The sequence below is a fragment of the Aquicella siphonis genome (assembly GCF_902459485.1).
Classification (GTDB): Bacteria; Pseudomonadota; Gammaproteobacteria; order DSM-16500; family DSM-16500; genus Aquicella; species Aquicella siphonis.
The window spans coordinates 1,190,318-1,207,931 of record NZ_LR699119.1 but is presented as its reverse complement, the minus strand read 5'-3'; the positions used below and the strand labels follow the sequence as shown (position 1 = coordinate 1,207,931).

The 17,614-nt window shown below is 44.7% G+C and carries 19 protein-coding genes; 13 read left to right on the top strand and 6 right to left on the bottom strand.

What is annotated here, in order from left to right; all coding sequences use genetic code 11:
- The first annotated feature begins 1 nt into the window (after position 1).
- The gene (locus AQULUS_RS05650; protein WP_148339117.1) at positions 2–742 is read left to right on the top strand and encodes an acetoacetate decarboxylase; all 741 of its coding nucleotides are present in this window, start codon (positions 2–4) and stop codon (positions 740–742) included.
- Positions 743–767: 25 nt separating this feature from the next.
- On the opposite strand, the gene yhbY is transcribed toward AQULUS_RS05650, so the two are convergent.
- Positions 768–1,046 carry a ribosome assembly RNA-binding protein YhbY gene (gene yhbY, locus AQULUS_RS05645; RefSeq protein ID WP_148339116.1) on the bottom strand — a complete coding sequence of 93 codons (279 nt, stop codon included), beginning with the start codon at positions 1,044–1,046 and terminating at the stop codon, positions 768–770.
- 249 nt (positions 1,047–1,295) lie between these two features.
- Between yhbY and AQULUS_RS05640 the strand changes: the two genes are divergently transcribed.
- Positions 1,296–1,844: a GNAT family N-acetyltransferase gene (locus AQULUS_RS05640; RefSeq protein WP_148339115.1), complete on the top strand. Its 549-nt coding sequence runs from the start codon at positions 1,296–1,298 to the stop codon at positions 1,842–1,844.
- A gap of 11 nt (positions 1,845–1,855) precedes the next feature.
- On the opposite strand, the gene AQULUS_RS05635 is transcribed toward AQULUS_RS05640, so the two are convergent.
- The 3 genes from AQULUS_RS05635 to AQULUS_RS05625 form a co-directional block, all read right to left on the bottom strand.
- Positions 1,856–3,073 carry a dicarboxylate/amino acid:cation symporter gene (locus AQULUS_RS05635; RefSeq protein ID WP_148340288.1) on the bottom strand — a complete coding sequence of 406 codons (1,218 nt, stop codon included), beginning with the start codon at positions 3,071–3,073 and terminating at the stop codon, positions 1,856–1,858.
- Positions 3,074–3,154: 81 nt separating this feature from the next.
- Entirely contained in the window at positions 3,155–4,834 is a 1,680-nt protein-coding gene (locus AQULUS_RS05630) for a hypothetical protein (RefSeq protein WP_148339114.1), read from the bottom strand.
- A 160-nt stretch (positions 4,835–4,994) separates the two neighbouring features.
- Positions 4,995–5,744, bottom strand: coding sequence for a hypothetical protein (locus AQULUS_RS05625; protein ID WP_148339113.1), 750 nt, complete (start codon positions 5,742–5,744; stop codon positions 4,995–4,997).
- A 230-nt stretch (positions 5,745–5,974) separates the two neighbouring features.
- On the opposite strand from AQULUS_RS05625, the gene AQULUS_RS05620 reads away from it, so the two are divergent.
- From AQULUS_RS05620 to AQULUS_RS05595, 6 genes are all read left to right on the top strand, one after another.
- Positions 5,975–6,703 carry an endonuclease/exonuclease/phosphatase family protein gene (locus tag AQULUS_RS05620; RefSeq protein WP_148339112.1) on the top strand — a complete coding sequence of 243 codons (729 nt, stop codon included), beginning with the start codon at positions 5,975–5,977 and terminating at the stop codon, positions 6,701–6,703.
- A 153-nt stretch (positions 6,704–6,856) separates the two neighbouring features.
- Complete coding sequence (locus AQULUS_RS05615; protein ID WP_148339111.1) at positions 6,857–7,363, top strand: cupin domain-containing protein; 507 nt, start codon at positions 6,857–6,859, stop codon at positions 7,361–7,363.
- Position 7,364: 1 nt separating this feature from the next.
- Positions 7,365–9,089 (top strand): alanine racemase, encoded by a 1,725-nt coding sequence (locus AQULUS_RS05610; RefSeq protein ID WP_148339110.1) that lies wholly within the window; start codon positions 7,365–7,367, stop codon positions 9,087–9,089.
- A 21-nt stretch (positions 9,090–9,110) separates the two neighbouring features.
- A complete protein-coding gene (locus AQULUS_RS05605; RefSeq protein WP_148339109.1) occupies positions 9,111–10,151 on the top strand; it encodes a methyltransferase in 1,041 nt (346 codons plus the stop codon).
- Between the two features lie 2 nt (positions 10,152–10,153).
- On the top strand, positions 10,154–11,095 hold the full coding sequence (locus tag AQULUS_RS05600) for a threonine ammonia-lyase (RefSeq protein ID WP_148339108.1): 942 nt from the start codon (positions 10,154–10,156) through the stop codon (positions 11,093–11,095).
- A 34-nt stretch (positions 11,096–11,129) separates the two neighbouring features.
- The gene (locus AQULUS_RS05595; protein WP_148339107.1) at positions 11,130–11,702 is read left to right on the top strand and encodes a DNA-3-methyladenine glycosylase I; all 573 of its coding nucleotides are present in this window, start codon (positions 11,130–11,132) and stop codon (positions 11,700–11,702) included.
- A gap of 54 nt (positions 11,703–11,756) precedes the next feature.
- On the opposite strand, the gene AQULUS_RS05590 is transcribed toward AQULUS_RS05595, so the two are convergent.
- Positions 11,757–13,391, bottom strand: a complete 1,635-nt coding sequence (locus AQULUS_RS05590; protein WP_148339106.1) for an ankyrin repeat domain-containing protein — start codon at positions 13,389–13,391, stop codon at positions 11,757–11,759.
- Between the two features lie 199 nt (positions 13,392–13,590).
- Here AQULUS_RS05590 and AQULUS_RS05585 point away from each other — a divergent pair, with 199 nt between their 5' ends.
- From AQULUS_RS05585 to AQULUS_RS05575, 3 genes are all read left to right on the top strand, one after another.
- Positions 13,591–14,610, top strand: a complete 1,020-nt coding sequence (locus AQULUS_RS05585; RefSeq protein ID WP_148339105.1) for an ankyrin repeat domain-containing protein — start codon at positions 13,591–13,593, stop codon at positions 14,608–14,610.
- Between the two features lie 39 nt (positions 14,611–14,649).
- Positions 14,650–15,063 (top strand): DVU_2496 family lipoprotein, encoded by a 414-nt coding sequence (locus AQULUS_RS05580; protein ID WP_148339104.1) that lies wholly within the window; start codon positions 14,650–14,652, stop codon positions 15,061–15,063.
- 199 nt (positions 15,064–15,262) lie between these two features.
- Positions 15,263–16,135: a class D beta-lactamase gene (locus AQULUS_RS05575; RefSeq protein ID WP_148339103.1), complete on the top strand. Its 873-nt coding sequence runs from the start codon at positions 15,263–15,265 to the stop codon at positions 16,133–16,135.
- 52 nt (positions 16,136–16,187) lie between these two features.
- Here AQULUS_RS05575 and AQULUS_RS05570 read toward each other — a convergent pair whose 3' ends face one another.
- On the bottom strand, positions 16,188–16,652 hold the full coding sequence (locus AQULUS_RS05570; protein ID WP_148340287.1) for a GFA family protein: 465 nt from the start codon (positions 16,650–16,652) through the stop codon (positions 16,188–16,190).
- A gap of 186 nt (positions 16,653–16,838) precedes the next feature.
- Between AQULUS_RS05570 and AQULUS_RS05565 the strand changes: the two genes are divergently transcribed.
- Together AQULUS_RS05565 and AQULUS_RS05560 are read left to right on the top strand one after the other, a co-directional pair.
- Positions 16,839–17,024 (top strand): hypothetical protein, encoded by a 186-nt coding sequence (locus tag AQULUS_RS05565; RefSeq protein ID WP_148339102.1) that lies wholly within the window; start codon positions 16,839–16,841, stop codon positions 17,022–17,024.
- Positions 17,021–17,590, top strand: coding sequence for a hypothetical protein (locus tag AQULUS_RS05560; RefSeq protein WP_148339101.1), 570 nt, complete (start codon positions 17,021–17,023; stop codon positions 17,588–17,590). The genes AQULUS_RS05565 and AQULUS_RS05560 overlap by 4 nt, the downstream gene beginning before the upstream one ends.
- Positions 17,591–17,614 lie beyond the last annotated feature (24 nt).

The following is a 17,614-nucleotide window of genomic DNA, read 5'->3' as shown; positions in this document are numbered from 1 at the left end:
CATGAAGCAGTCCGACATTCTCAAGAATGCATTCGCCATGCCAATCTCTCGCCCCGCGTACCCAAGAGGACCTTATCGATTCGTCAATCGGGAATTTTTTATTGTCACCTATGAGACTGATCTCGACATACTGAAAGAAGTTGTCCCTGAACCTCTGGAAGTCACTGAACCTGTCGTGAAATTTGAATTTATTCGCATGCCGGATTCAACCGGCTTTGGTGATTACACGGAGTCGGGGCAAGTCATACCGGTAACATATCAGGGAAAAAAAGGCGGGTATGTACACGCCATGTATCTGGATGATGAAGCTCCGATCGCGGCCGGGAGAGAAATCTGGGGATTTCCTAAAAAACTGGCGAAACCCAGTCTGCGTGTCAACAATGAAACGCTGATTGGAAAATTGAATTATGAGGAATTGGATGTGGCAGTGGCGACCATGGGATATAAGTACATAACACTGGACAACGAGCAAGTGCGCGCGTCACTGCTGGCGCCTAGTTATTTGTTGAAAATCATCCCTCATGTAGATGGAACGCCGCGAATTTGCGAATTGGTGGAATATTATCTAGAAAACCTGACTGTGAAAGGAGCCTGGAGCGGCCCGGCGGATATTGCTTTGACTGCGCATGCCATGGCGCCAGTGGCCGATCTCCCCGTGCGTAAAGTCATTTCCGCTTCACATATTGTTACGGATTTGACGCTGCCCTACGGGAAAGTGGTTTACGATTACATGAAAAAATGAAAAGATACCGAAACGGACAACTTGATTATTTCTTGTCTGGGTTTTTCCGGTAGATCACCCCGATACTGCCTATGACTTGAACCAGTTCTGCCTGGTTGCCCGCACAAATCTGGTTGAACAATGCGCGTCGCAAATCTCTGTCGCTGGATTGAATGCGAATTTTGATTAACTCATGATCATTCAGTGCGCGATCAACTTCCTTGCTGACGGCGTCTGTCAATCCATTGTTACCTAACAGAATCACTGGTTTTAGCTTGTGCGCCTGTGCTTTCAATTGTTGTCTGGTTTTGGGTGTCAGAGGCATGGTCATCTCAGCCGGATTAAAGTAGTCGCGTAATTTAACAGATTCTGGCCCACAAATCGAGGACGTTCACTCCGTGCGTGGTTTAGTCATATATTTCAAATACTTATATATTATTTTCAGGCTTTTTGTCTCGGGCGGTTATGAGTGTTTTTTGAGCGTTTTCAAGTATGGTAAGATGATTTATATATGCACGCACCTGACGTCTTGAAAGGGGATTGATGTCTGCCATTTTGAAAGATAGGGACGGTTATGATCATAGGCCATAAAATTCAACTTCGCCTGATAAAAGAAAGTGATTTACCCAAACTGTATGATGCCTGGCATGATGCGGAATCCAGAGGGCCGTATTATCCGCTGGCGCTTGTTCCGGAGCCGGTTTTTCGGGAAGAATTTGCCAAAAACGGATTTTGGAGCAGCGATTCCCAGCGTCTGCTGATAGTCGACGATAAAGATAATATGCTGGGCATTATTCATTGTGCTAAAGCCTCCACTTTATCAGACAGCGTGGAATTGAGTTACTTCATTTTCGATCATTCGGCGCGCAAAAAAGGCTATGCCACGGAAGCAGTCAAGCTCCTGGTTGATTTCATTTTTAATCAGCGGCGTCTCAACCGCATACAAATCCTTATCCCGGCCGGCAATGACGCATCCGTGCGGGTGGCTGAAAAAGTGCATTTTACACATGAAGGTATCGCACGGGGCGCGTTTTATCTGAACGGCGAAGACATCGATTTGCATATCTATTCATTGCTGAGAAAGGAGTGGGCAGCCGGAAAAAGCCGGTCAAAAAAAACCTGAGTCTCCGCGGTTCAACGAGCGCCCTCTTTTTTTATCCAGCGTTCCACCAGCATGCTGCAAACACTGTCGCCCGTGACATTCAACATGGTTGCCAGAGGGTCAATCATGATACTGATGGCTGCGATCATGATCAGGGTTTGCGAAGGGAATCCGTAAGTAGATATGATCAGCATTTCCCCCAGCATGCCCCCGCTTGGAATGGCGCCCATGACTGTGCCTACCAGTATTGCGATGCCTATTGCGGACAGTATGTCCGCCGGACCGGATAAACTGAGGCCAAATATTCCAAAAAGGAACGCAATTTTTAATACTGCGCCTAATACCGAGCCATCCTTGTGCAGCATTGCTCCTAATGGCACAACGGTTTCACAAATGTCATCCGCGACACCCATATTGCGCGTGGCTTGCAAGTTTGCGGGAATACTGGCTGCGCTGGAGCAAGTGGCGAAGGCAGTCATCATGGGGAAATAAACATGACCCCAGAATAGCTTGACGCGGAGAATCCCGCCAGCCAGCCATGCATACCACGTGAACGCGAGGATGAAATATATTGATGCGCTGACATAATAAATGCATATGGCCCGCACGTAACTGGTGAGAAAACGCGGGCCCAAATCAGCGGCCATCACAGCAAAATAGGCGAAAAAACCAATTGGCGCGTAATACATGATCAAGCGGATCACATGCATGAATACTTCCGTTCCTGCTTGCAGAAAAACAGCGAAAGGTCTTCCCTTGTCGCCTGCTGATGCGGTTGCAAGCCCGACCAGCAAGGAAAACAAAATCAGAGGCAGCATGTTTTTATGCGAAAGCAATTCTGTAAAATCCGGAACACTCAGCATATTGACCAGTTGGTCGGAGAGGTGAATGGTATTTACCGGACCTTGCGGAGACAGGTTAATGAGAACTCCCTGGGCGGGAGGAAATATCCGTACAATTACAAACATGAAGATCGCCGCAACCAGACCAGTAAAAAGAAAGGCAGCCAGCATGGTCAAGAGAATTTTTAACAGTTTATCTAGACGCAAATGGGAAACCGCGGAAGAAATGCTGAAAAAAACCAGGGGAACCACGGCAGCAAGAAGCAGGTTCAGAAAAATATCACCAAAAGGTTTCAAGAATAAAGCACGAGGCCCAAGAAAGGCTCCGGCCAACCCCCCGGACAAAATCGAAAAAACAAGGGCAGCGGGAAAAACATAGACCTTGAACCGCCTTGCATTGAACGCCATCACCTATTCCGAAGATTCCTGTAAATGGGAATCAATGGAATGATCATAGATGAAATATCAGGTGGATTCAACTTCGCGAACTTACACCGACAAATAGGAGACTTCTGTCGGTACAGGTATAGGCGAGGGAATATGCTTTCTCTTGTCACAATGCAGCCACAGACTAGAGCTGGTAATAATGCTGGACGGCACTCGTTTGTTCATCTGTGTCGGCATATGCGGATGCTGAGATTCTTCTTCCACCGAGATGTTTACAGCGCGATGTTTATAGTCTTTGATACGCATATAGTTTTCTTCTGGCGAGGTGCCGCCGGCAAGTGACAGATATATGGTATTCGCCATATAAGCAGGAAAATGGGAGTCCTTTTTCAGGACTTTTTTAAGTTCCAAGTCTGCCAGAATCTCTGAGCCCGAAGCATCAATCAAGCGGGAATTTTTCTCAAATACAGCAAGAGGTTGTTTTATGCTCGAGTCTGTCAGAAGATAAAAATATACCTGGCATTTCAATGCCTGGACAAGAGGCTGGTCATCTTTGATGAATTGATAGATTTCTTTTATGCGGTCATAATGATATTTGAATTCTTGAACAAGAAATTCAGGGTTGATATTAAATGCCGCCCATTCGGCTTTGTTTTTTATCATGTCTATCAACATGAAAATAAATGCGGGTGTGGCGACATTTTTGATGATCAGTGAGCTGTACTTGCCAACCTGGAAAAAGGTATTATTGCCTTTTTTCAGGGTTTCACAAAATAATTCGGTGGTCTCGCAACTATTCATTTCAGTTTTTGCGATTTTTTTATGATTGCTGACGCAATGCACGAGTTCACAATCCACCCATGTCCAAATTTCCTTGGACCATTTATGGCCGCCATGGTTGCGCGCGAGATCTATCAATCTCCAGACGGCAAAAAGAACGGGATTGGGAATGGCAGACATGACCATGGAGTGATATTTATCATGCGCCGTTGCTTCAAATGGTGTGACGTCAGGAAAGCCGTGGATATCTTTATAGGCAACAGTCCCCGGATAACTGATTGCCGTGATACGCGCAAACCGGCGCACGCCATTGTCAATATCATCAATTCCCTGTTCGCACAGCCTGTGAACCGGCCTGATATAGTTATCAAACCCGAAGCGCACTATCCCTATTGCATCAAACACGCCGGTGCTTGCATGCACCAGCTCACTGGTTTGAGCATCTACATGCAATGCGCCTGATATCAATAGATTTCTAGCCAGGCTGTCTAGTGATTCATTTTCCAGCTTGCCTTGAGAGGTGGTATAAAATGTCTGCTCAGACTCAGGCAGGGCGGCGATTAGCAGCTTTAATTTTTTCAATTCGTTCGCATCTAGCGGTCTGAGGAATCGATGCGACAAGAGCATGGGTAAAAAATATCGAACTGCTTCGCGGGTAAATTCACCGTTCTCATCCAGAATGCGATAGGTTTTTATATGCGGGAAATCAGGAAAAGTCTGTCTGCGTTCAAGAATAGTGCAAAACTGATGAAATGATATTCTGCCAGACTGGTAAAGAGTACGGGCTGCGGCAGGAAGCATGTCGGAAGAGAAAATCTGATCATCCCATGCCAGTTTATTCAGCGCGGCAAACAGGGATTCGCAATCATTCAAACTGCAGTCTTCTTTTGAGATTACAGATGCTGCTTTTATCAATATCTTTGATTCTTCCGCGGCGTATTTACGATGGAACAAGTCCCATAAAATTCGCGCATCTCCAATCTCAGCTATGCGGGCCAGCATACCAACCTCGATTTGTGTTTATATAGTTATAATAGTGATGAATTTTATGCCTCAATATTAATCCCGAAGTATTAAGAAAATATTACAAAACGCATAAAATTACAGAGAAAATACGGATTTCCCTTAAGAAAGGCTTAATACTGCCGTGATCGTATCAATATCAGGTTTTGTTTGTTACGGGTGAAATGGCGTGACTACTTTTATGATCCGCGACAAGTATGCTTGATTGATGTGACGGAAAAAAGACAATGCCGCCGATAGGGATTCCAAATACACGGGAGAGTTTTTGAGGGGCTTTATTTTGGTAAGCAAACCCGTGACTCGTTTCAGAACGGGAATTTAGGCCGGTCTGAACAGATAGATTTGTGAAGGCGAATCCTCGTTTTTTTAATGTTTGATTGACGATGTTTTTATAATTTTCATTAACATAATTCCAGACCGCTTGAAAGCTGATTGATGACTGGGGAATATAATCAGGAACCATGGCCTGATTGACGGCATTCACATAGGCGCAAATAATGTCAGCTGTTTGTGATGGTGTGAGGTTTTGATTCCAGTGCAGCAAGGCGGCGATTTTTGGATTAATGCATCCGTTCGTATCCAGTAATTCATTTACTGCTGTATCAATAATACTTACCAGCCAGGTGTGAATCCGTTTTTTATCCGAATCACTGCCTAGTCTAAGTCCATTATCTGTCTTTTTTACTGATTTGATATTCAGGCATATATGTCTGAATACGACGCCTATCTCGTCGATTTTCTGATCCGGCAGCAGACGGGGAACGCGATCAAAAATCCGCATTCTCAAGCTGGTTGTGTCCGGCTGGTTTTCCGGCAGGCGATATTTTTTCAGTGTTGCGGCATCAGCTGATTCCAGAAATTGTAGTAAAAATGATCGACTTGAAAGCATTGCGGTTCTCATCATTGTAATCGCCAAGACGCATTGTAATGCATCATGTCTTAAATAAATGTTAAGGTTCTTTTAATATTTTGAGTGTATAGCGGTCAAACAGGCAGTATCCAGACCGGGATAGAAAAGATGAGCAAGAGAAGATTGGATGTCAACTCTTGTAAGAAGCATACGGGTGATTTAATCTAACAAATATAACGGTGAATTTATTCGAAGTAAAGCGAGCCAATATGAAATTGATTACACTTAATATCTGGGGCGGTCATGTCCGCAAACCGCTTCTGGATTTCATAACCGCACATCGTGATATTGATGTTTTTTGCTTCCAGGAAGTTTACCATAATGCGCCGGCAAAGATTTCCAGCGAAGACAGGGCAGTCAGCCTGCAGATTTTTTCTGAACTGCAGGCATTGCTGCCCGAGCATAAGGGGTATTTTAGACCCGTTGTTGGTAATATTTATGGTATAGGCACATTTGTTAAAAACAGTTTTCATGTTCTGAATGAGGGCGAGGTTTCTATTCATGATAATCCCGTTTATTCCGGTAGCGGGCCCACTCATTCCAGAAACATGCAATGGCTTGAATGCCGCATTAACAATAAACCCTACACCATACTGAATGTTCATGGCCTTTGGAACGGCATGGGCAAATCAGACAGCCCCGAAAGGCTTTCGCAATCCAGGCGCATTCGGCATTTTATGGATACCATTCATGCTCCCAAAATATTATGCGGTGACTTTAACCTGAAACCTGATACCGAAAGCATGAAAATACTGGAGCAGGGAATGACTAACCTGATCAAGACTCACAAGGTTGCCTCCACCCGCACCAGTCTGTACCCGAAGACTGAAAAGTTCGCGGATTACATCCTTATCTCGCCAGAGATTCGGTCCAACCGTTTTGAAGTATTAAAAGATGAGGTTTCCGACCATTCCCCATTGCTTCTCGATTTTGCCTGATTTATTTTTCAGGCAATAAACAGACGCCCTGATCCCAACAGACTCGCTGACTTGCTGTTTTGATTGTCTCCATATGGAACATATAATAGAAAAATTGTCACTTTATTTCAACGAATGATTCGAGCTATGCTTGGCCTGAAATGAGAGGGCGGCATGACGAACCATCGAGTAAAAAACATTCTGACGACGTTCTTGAAACGGCTGGACGCCGGAGTAGGCAATGTCATTGAGCTAATCAATGAGCTGCCATATCAGCGTATCGTGACTACCCGCTGCAAGCGCGAGGAAATATTCGATTTATATCAACTCGGATTATTCCACTGCGGGAATGACCAGCATAATGGAACAATCGTGCAAGCGCACGCCCAGTACAACCAGACTGAAATCATGGAGCTGGTGGGTTTGCAGCCTCATGCGCAATATAGCCGGCATTATCATAAAAATAGCGCGGCTGTCATTTACATTATTTCAGGGCTGGGAACATTTCTATGCGGGGATGCGTTGATCCGCTATCATCCAGGCATGCGTATGACTATTCCTGCCGGCATGCTGCATGGCTTTAATACACAATCCCGCACATTTTTTCTGAGTATACAGACACCGCCTATTATTCATCCTGAAAGCGGTGAAATCGATCTCCATTATCCTGAAGGAGAATAATATGACGCTAAAGCATGCCTCGCAGGAACATCAGGCCGCAGGCACAGGTATACCCGGAAATATGGGTCTGGATCATGTCGGTATCGTTGTGCCTAACGCGTTGGAAGCGGCTGAATTCCTGATTGATGCTTTTGATGCCGAATTTGATTGGGAAGTAAGGCGTGATCCGGCTCCCTCAGCCGGAGAACGCGGATGGGATGCCATTTTCGGCGTGCATCCGGATGCGTATATGCCGCATGTGATCATGCTGAAGTGCGGTGAGCATCCCTTAACGCAATATATCGAAATTTTTGAGTGGAAATCCCCCGACCAGTCCCTGCCCAGAGGTGAAAATGGTTGGCATAAAATGAGTGATATTGGCAATAACTACATCTCTTTCACTGTAAAAGACATGGAAAAGGTTGTGACACACATCAAAGAACGGGTGTTTCCAAAATGGAAGAATACCCGGTTCATACAAGATCCGCCCATGCAATTTCCATTACGAGGGGAAATATGCACATCCACATTTCTGGTTTCACCCTGGGGCATGTGGATAGAACTAACGTGCTGGAGCCGGTCGCGGGAAAATGGGCAGGTTATAAAAGCGCAGCGCAAGATAGAGAAAAATAAATATATTGGCGCGTCTATCCACGCTTTGCCCACACCCGCATTTATGATAGACCTTGACGCGCTAGACCATAATATCCAGCTTATGTCGCGGCGCATCGCTGGCAATGGAATAGCCTGGAGAATACCCTGCAAGGCGCATAAATGCCCTGAACTCGCTAAATACATCATTCGCCAGGGTGGCGTTGACGGTGTCGTGCTGCTTACACTCGCAGAAGCGGAGAGTTTTGCCCGTCAGGGGATAGACAATATATACCTGGCAAACCAGGCAGGATCAGAAGCTGAGCTGGAAAGAATATCATTGCTTGCAAAACAGGTGAGGGTACTCAGGGTCGCCGTTGATGATCCTGGTTATCTGCGAAAACTGGCCGCAGCTGTAGAACGTTGGGAAATCATAGCCCCTGTCGAGGTGCTGGTGGAATTAAATATTAATCACAATCGCTGTGGCGTGGATACCATAGACCAGGCCGTCGCGTTATCCAGACTGACCAAGGAAATTGAGTCCAGGACTGGTTCAGTCCTGTTTCGCGGAATAACCGGTTACGAAGGTCATACGCCCGTCATGCCGCCGGAACAAAAAACACTTGAAACCAGGCGGTCTCATGCCATCCTGGCACAGGCAAGACACGCCATTGAAGCGGAGGGCATAACAGTCGAAGTGGTAAGCGGCGGCGGCAGCTGCAATTATCCGGATTGTCTCTCTGCTGGCGTCTTGACGGAAATACAGGCGGGTGGCGGAGCTTTATGTGACTTGCTTTATTATCACAAGGCTGACTTGAAGCAGCATGGGCATAAAATTGGCGCGCTGCTATTGACCCAGGTTATCAGCGCCGCGGCGGACCAGAGCCGGGCTATCGCAAATGCCGGATTCAAAACTGCGGGCTGGCACCCGTTTGGCGGATTACCTGAACCGCGTGACCGTAAGGATTTGAAAATCATAGGCCTGAGCGCCGAGCACACAAAAATTGAAAGCATAATAGAAAAACATCCTGTCAATCTCGCTCACGGAGACAAAATCGTGCTCATACCGGGATATACCGACGCTATGGGGTTTTTACATCGTGAAATTTATGCTATCCGCCATGATATTGTTGAGCAAGTGTGGAAAACTGTTTGAAACCGTATCCAGGACAGATTTATGAAAATGCCGCTGCAATTGGAAAAAATGATGTTTGGGTTCGTCGAAAGCCAGGTGCTTTTCGTATCCCGTCAAATCGGCTTGTTTGATTACCTTGCGGAAAAAGACGGATCAACCGTCAGACAAGCCAGTCTTGACTTGAATTTGCCGCAATCCTCACTGGAACGTTTATTGATCTGCGCGTTATGTATAGGTTTGCTGAAAAAAGAAGATGAGCGGTTTTTTCTCAGTCCGGAATTTTCATCATTCCTGTCACGTCAAGGACGACACTATTGCGGTGACAGGTTTTCACATTACTGGAAAACAACCTATCCGATATTTCAGCATTTGATAGATGCATTGCATGAAGATAAACCGCAATGGAATAAACTGGCCGGGCAAGTTAGTCACTCTATGGATCCAAGATCCGTATATGTGAACGCCATTTATTCAGATGAACGATCAACGCGGGAATTTCTGGATACCATGTGGGCATCCGGCTATCCTGATTCGCGAGATTTATGCGCCCGTTACCCCTTTGCTGAATACAAAAGAATGGTTGATCTGGGCGGCGCAACAGGATCTTTCGCCATTGCCGCGTTGCAATGCAATCCTTTGCTTGAAACAGTAATCATGGATTTTCCAAATATAAAGCCTTATGCTGAAAATCAATTCAGGCTTTATAATCTGGCTCAACGCGCCGAATTTCATGCTGGCGATATGTTCGTCGATATTCTTCCAGAGGGTGATATCTATGTTCTTGGTTACATACTTTCTGACTGGGAGGATTCCGTATCACTTTCATTGATCAGAAAAGTATATGATTCGTTGCCTGAAAACGGATTGATAATCATACTGGAAAAACTGTTTGAAGAGGATAAATCCGGGCCATACTTGACAGCCATGTTAAACCTGACCATGCTGCTGGAAATGTACGGTACATTAAGAAGCGCGGCTGACTATCACGACTGGCTGCGACAAACAGGATTTTCAGATATCAAGACGATACGCTCCGCTGGCGAAAAGCATATGATAGTCGGAAAAAAAATCAGTGGAGCATAAGCATGCATGATTATCTGAGAGATACCATTACAGTTCTGGATAATCAGCTTATTCGTACCCCCTTGCTGCCATTCCACACATTGGATTCTGCGCGCCGCGCCGCAATTTTTCTCAAAGCTGAAAATTTGCAGCTATTCGGTTCTTATAAGATTCGCGGTATCGTCTCCCTGATCAAACAGGAAACGACGCGTGATTTGCGGCAGGGTTTGTCGGCGGCCAGCGCAGGCAACATGGCTCAGGCTGTTGCATATTCTGCGAAATTACTTCAGGTGCCGTGCCGCATCTATGCTCCAAACAGTGCGCCCCGGCTTAAAATCGACATGATTAACAAACTGGGGGCTGAACTGATTGAATTGCCTTACGAAAAAGTATGGGGGCTGGTGCGAGGCGATGAGACACCCGCAGGGCGGCATGTTTTCATTCATCCGGCAATGAACGATTTTCTTCTCGCTGGTTATGCCGGCATAGCCAGAGAAATCATTGAGGATTTACCTGATGCCGATGCGATTGTCATACCATTTGGCGTGGGAGGATTAAGCCTGGGCATAGGCAAATTTATCCATCAAGCACGACCTGATATCGCGGTTTACACCTGCGAGCCGGAGACAGCCGCACCCTTAAAAAAATCCCTGCAGTCTGGAAGAGCTTCTTCAGTAAACAGATCGCCATCGTTTGTAGACGCAATTGGTACACCTGAAGTCTTGCCTCATGTATTCGAACAGCTGGCACCCATTTTGCGCGATAGCCTGGTTGTGACACTGGATGAAATCAAGAGTGCGCTTAAGTGTCTTTTTCTATACAATAAACTGGTGTGCGAAGGTGCCGCCGCCGCTGGTGTCGCAGGCGCCATTCAGTTGGCGGCGCTTGGCGTTCATCGTAATATTGTTTGCATATTAACAGGCGGCAATATTGATATAAATGTTCTCCACCGCGCCATCGCTTGAGCGGTCAACCTGTCATATTATTAAGGTGAGATTGATGAAATTAAAGCGCTGTCGCTGGTGTACCGATGATCCGGTATATGTGGCATATCACGATACTGAATGGGGCGTTCCTATTCATGATGACACTGTGCTGTTTGAATTTCTTATTCTTGAAGGCATGCAGGCAGGTTTGAGCTGGCTTACCGTATTAAAAAAGAGGGACGCTTTCCGTCGTGCTTTTTCCGGATTTGATGCTGAAAAAATTGCCCGCTATGACCAGCGTAAAATTGATCAGCTGTTAGCAAATGCCGGAATTATTCGGAATAAATTGAAAATAAACGCAGCGATTCAAAATGCGAAAGCTTTCCTCAAGGTCAAGGAAGAGAATGGGCATTTTTCCGACTATCTCTGGCGTTTTACTGACGGCACTCCCATTTTGAATCATTGGAATCGTCAGGAACAAGTACCTGCGAAAACCGATATCTCTGATGCCATGTCCAGGGATTTAACCAAGCGCGGCTTCAAATTTGTTGGGAGCACGATTTGTTACGCCTTCATGCAGGCTGTTGGCATGGTAAATGATCATATGACTGATTGTTTTCGCTACAAGGAACTCTGCCGCCAGTAAAGCGGACTCTTGAAGTCAAAGCAGCGGGCGACCAGGAATTAACTTGAAGATCAATCAGTCTTGTGGCTTTTTCAAGTGATTTTGTTCAGGGTTAGTTTTTGCATCAGCAGCACCGGACTCCAGAGACGGTTTGTGTTTCTTGAAATGCCGGCATTCATTTCCATCAGGAGAGTGTTTCCGCTTTTTTTCCGGCTTTTCCTGCGGTGAGCGCAATTTCCCCGTGCTTGTGGATACTAATGGAGGCGGCATGAATTGCAGCTGAGGAGGAATATACGGCAGACTGACTGATGTTGATGCAAACGAACAAGGGGCTGGTGCGGGCAGGGTGTCTTGTTTCGTTTGCATAAATTTAGTCACCTCTTGCCTGAGGAAATCATTCCTGGTCTTTTTTAACGCGTCATTAATCATGCCTGCTTCTTCTTGAGTATAATCTTCGCTGCACGACCTGGATACCAGAAGCGAGATGATGGAACTGTTTTCGCATTCAATGGCGACAAGTAAGGGAAAACTTCCGTCTTCACACGCATCTGTTGCCTCCGCGCCATGTTCCAATAACAGCCTCACAACTTCAATACACCCATTTTCAGACGCAATGATCAGCGGTGACAATCCATCTTCATACCCCATATTTGGATTTGCCTTTGCTGCTAAAAGCGCAGAAACGATTTCGGGCTGATCATGGCTTGAGGCGATAAAAAGCGGGGTGGTGCCGGAAAGGATGCAATCGGCGCTGACACCTTTTGCAAGCAGCAATTTCACTGTTTCCACATCGCCTTCGGCTGCCAGATGGAGCAAATAAATCTTGTCTTGTTCAGAATAAAAGCTGAATTTTCTCGCCAGTTTTTCGTGCTGAGAACGTTTCCATGCCTGTAATAAAGCAACTGTTTCGGGACCGGGTGAATCCAAATAAACATTCGAAATATATGTGTAACAAGCTGGCTCACTAAAAGCCTGAAAAGCAGATAATAATTCTCCAGCCATCATTAATTCATTTTCAACTTCGCGCGTTGGCAGTTTTTCCGAATCAGTAATAGTCCACAATTTTTTTTCGGGATGATAGCCAATCGCAATGGCATGGTCTCGATTAGCAAGAACAATTGCAATTGCCTGGTCAGATGCCGCTTGTCTCAGGGTTGTGAAATATTCTTTTAAATCCATCAATCCAGGCCCATAATTAATAACAATTCCACCCGAATCAAATAATTGGCCGATAGATTTTGGCTGGGTAAGCGGAAAAGTCCTTTTGGCATTTTGTGTGACTGTTTGCGCCCCGGTTTCAAACAAGTGAGGAAATGCTTCAGGCTTGGAGTGAATGGCGATACCCATTAATAAGCTGTCAATCTCAAGCAGGTACAATTCATCAGCTGTCAATGAGCTTATCTCTGCAGTTTTTTTACGCTTTCGCGCGTTTTTAATCTCCATGCCAAGTGTGGCTGGTCTTGAGGATAAAATAAAGCCCAGCTTCTTTTGGAAATCTGTAAAATTACCAGCCAATATTGACTGGATAACCAATAAAGACAAGCCCAAACAAATTCCTTTTTCTTCAGGTTCATACCCGGCGGCAAGCACACATTGATATAAATGGTTTTTCTTTACCTGGTCTTCCTCTGTACTTTCCGGCTCATTGTCAGACTCCGGATCCGAGTAGAGCGCATAACCCTGGTTATATGCAGCTGTTCTGGCTTTCATGTTGTTGTATCATTAATAAAATAATATATGGTCAATATAATACTGATCTATGATTAATGATTTATTAACAATTCTGGATAAATATAAATCACGTTATTGCAGATAATCAAATTTTTATCTATTATACGTTACCTGTTAACAATTCGACGATTATTAACTTTGTTTGAAACAAAAGACTTATTTATTAAATAGATAAAAGATGAATCCCAGACCACATCTTGCTCCGGATCAACCGGCAGCCCATTCAACCGCTCTAATTATGAGCCAGTTAAGCCATGATGTTGTTGATACGCAAAAGGAAAAACGTATCGAAAAGCTATTCGACCAGCTCAGATTCGCTATCTTCACTTCGAAACTGACAGGCGTGTCACTGCATGATGCCATGTTATCTCTCTATTCGACGGATGAGATCACAGAATTATTAAATGCGAATTCGAAGACATTATGCCGGCCATTTGACAATACCATTCTGATTACTTCCATTGTGCTTGAAGAATCAGACGAGAATTGTCAGTTGGCTGAAGCGATTATCAGCGCCTTGCATGACTATATTGATCCAAACAAATTTGATTCAGAAGGTAAAACAGCGCTTATATTGGCGGCAAAAATGCGTAACACACGCCTGGTCAGAATATTACTGGAAAATGAATTTTCATCCAGGATTAACATCAACGCTCAGGATCGCATGGGACGTACCGCCTTGCATTATGCATGCGCCATGGGAGATATTGAAATGGCCCGTGCTCTTGTCGATGCTGGCGCAAACCCGGATTTGCGCGATGATTGTGACAAAACGCCTTATGATATGACTTATGCCTCAAGTGAGGAATTAACAGGGCTTTTTGAATCAGTTGCTCTTGATCCGTGCCGCGACAAAACAGCTACGCACAACAAGATTGGCGTAAATGATCATATCAAATTCAAGACAACAACCAAGGAAAATGTGGAAATCATGCTGGCTGACGCGGATAAGGCAGTCCGGGAATGTCTTGTGCCCGAAGAAGCGCTTATTGCATTAAAAAATGAATTAAGCCGTCTTTCCGGTCAATCATTACTTCAAAGTTCACTGTCTGGACAGGGTGAGGTGCGCCGATTATTGAGCCGAACAAGAGATCTTTCCATTCGGAGTGCTGATTTTACAGGCTCAATCAGTGATGCGCTGCAGCCCGTTATACCGGATGAATTAGAAGTGTCATCCATTTCGGTCAGGCCAGACTAACGGATTAACTGCCGCACCTGTGAAATGAGGATTTAACTGATGAAAGCCTGCAATCTTGTCATTTTAACCCTTTTAAGCCTGATCGTGCCGATAAAAAGCATGGCAGTGTGTAAGAACGTTTACACAATTGGCGCATATGATAAGGTATTCTCTAACCATGCGGAGGTTATTAAGCTGGGGCCATTAATAGCCAAAGATGCTCCCTCAACAGTCCCGAAGTCATTTTTAGAAGCTGATGGAAGTTATGGCGGCGGCGAGGCATTTTGTACGATCCAAGCGGCATGCGATATACTTATGCGCCAAGTCGAATCCGGAGTGCTTCCAGCTAGCGAGAACTGGCATATTTATCTTTTGGATGCTGATTGGGATCATGATACCTATCAACTGCATCCAAATGACCTGCGTATTAACCGTTCTGTTAAAGTTTTAAAGCTGGTGCGTGAAAAATGTTAGCTCGGAAGGTTGGCGATATTCGTTCCGGGATAGAAAGTTTCCATAAAACCCTGGCTAAACCCCGCCTAATAATTCCAGTAATTTCCCTTACTGGAATTATGTTGGATCTAAGTAGCGTGAATGATGGTAATTGAATTTATCCAGATAACTTAATACTATTCACACATTCACAACCATTTACCATAAAAGAATTTTTAAAATGAAAAAACTCTTAGTTTGTCTTTTGGCCTGCGGTTTGCTTTCGATCAATGCCAATGCGAAAACCACACAAGAATTTTCCGAGTTATTTAAAAACTATGATGCCTGCTTTATCCTTTACAACCTGAATGAACATAAAATAGTCAGCGAATACAATCCCGGCAATTATTGTAACCAGCGGATTTCGCCAGATTCGACGTTTAAGATTGCCTTATCATTAATGGCTTTCAATCAAGGCATTATTAACCAAAATACAGTTTTCAAATGGGATGGGAAAAAGGGAGTCATACCCGAGCATGATCAGGATCAGACTCCCGGCACATGGCTAAAATATTCAGTGCTCTGGGTTTCACAGAAGATCACTCCACAATTAGGCCAGGCACGCATCAAGCACTATTTGGCTGGTTTTGACTATGGCAATCAAAATTTTAATGGAGACCTGGGCAAAAACAATGGCATCACTCACGCATGGTTGAGCAGCAGTTTGAAAATTTCCGCCATTGAACAACTCGATTTCTTAAAGGCGATGTTAGACAACGAATTACCTGTTTCAGACGAAGCCGTGGCCCATACAAAGAAAAATTTGTATCTTGGTAAATTGAATAATGGCGCAGATTATTTTGGCAAAACAGGCTCTGGCCGTCACGGTCGTAATGAGCGGCTGGATAACCCCAGCAAATTGCGTGACGGATGGTTTATTGGATTCATTCAAAATGGCAATCAACAATATATTTTTGTAAGCAATTTAACTGATAAAAAGGTGCAGGCATCCATAGACAAATCAGATGGCAGCTTAAAACCATTTGGCAGCCAGCTGCTGAAGCCGATCACAACCAAGTTATTGAATGATTACTTCACCGATCAGACCGTTTAGGATTGCTGGCCTGCTTTTTTGGTACTTTGGTACTTTAGAGTTGACTTCATTTTCACAGTAACTCTCCGGAACCAAATTGTTCTTTGGGCGCATCCTTGAACTTTGGCAGATTATCGTTGAAATCCACAATACGGTTTGCATACCAAATGTGTCTTACCGGTTTGAATGAATCCGGGATATCCTGGTGGAAGTCAAAATTATTTGCATTAATACCGATTCCACCCTGTTTGGCGGGGTCAAGTGAAATACCATAAACAAGGCTTTTGCATGTGGAACAAAGCATTAGCCTGGCAGATCCTCTGATGAGGCTTTCAAGATTATTCTCCCCGGTTACGATATTAAAATTGTTTGTCAAATAGGCCGCAGTATGTGAATAACCCGCTTTGTCTTGACTATTTTCAGACATGGAAGCGATTTCCCGACATTTATTACAGTGGCAGTATTGGGTAAACATAGGCTCGCCCCTACATATAAATTTAATTTTTCCACAATGGCATCGGCCATGGTAACTTGTCATTGTCATCACTCTCTCTCCGGTTCTGAAGGCATTTATTGATCTGTGTCAGCATACCGCACATCTGCCTTATTGTTTATTAATATGCTTTGTTATTTTACTAAATTTTTAATTCTGTTAATACTTTGTTCATAATTGCTTGCTAAAATCCGCAAAAAGATAAAGATCGAAAAAACGAGGATAGCAATCATGCTTGATAGAAATGTGCCCGCAACAATGGGGCCGCATATTGAAATGGTGTTTAATTCCGATGTAATACAAGTCTTCCAGACTCATACCACATTTCATGAAATGATTAAGCTTCGCGAAGTTTGCCAATATATGCGCGATGTTATCGATAAAACTGAATATGGCAAACAGCTAAACATGAAATGATTAAGCTTCGCGAAGTTTGCCAATATATGCGCGATGTTATCGATAAAACTGAATATGGCAAACAGCTAAAGATGAGCGCGAGTCATGGCATTGTTCTGATGAGCCGCCAGCCTTCCGGCATAAGTGCATTTTTTGCTGATAATGCAATAGCTGTTTTTGCCGCTGGTTTAGGCGGGATAAGTGTCGGAATATCTACCGCTCTTTCAGGTTTACTCGGCGGAGCCCGCGTAATTGGCAGCTCTATGTTTTATGGCATGACCGGTTTTGCTTTGGGATTTGCAGCAACGCTTCCCTGTTGCGGCCTGGGTGCATTCATAGCTGGACCAGCCGGCTTGGCTGCGGGTGCTGTAGGCCGCACATCTTATGATATAGGTCCGCGTGGTTCTGTCCCTCTTATTGCTGGCCTCATTGCTGCTGGTTTTCTGTTATTCAAGCATAGAACCAATGTAAATCACAATCGTGAGGAATTAAGGGAGTATCGAGAGAATTTTGTTAAAAGCATTGGCTTTCATGATTCACCTTCCGTTCGTGGTGAGGAGCCGCGTCAGCGGCGTCTCGAACCATGAACTCTGGTTTTGATTCCCGCTTGT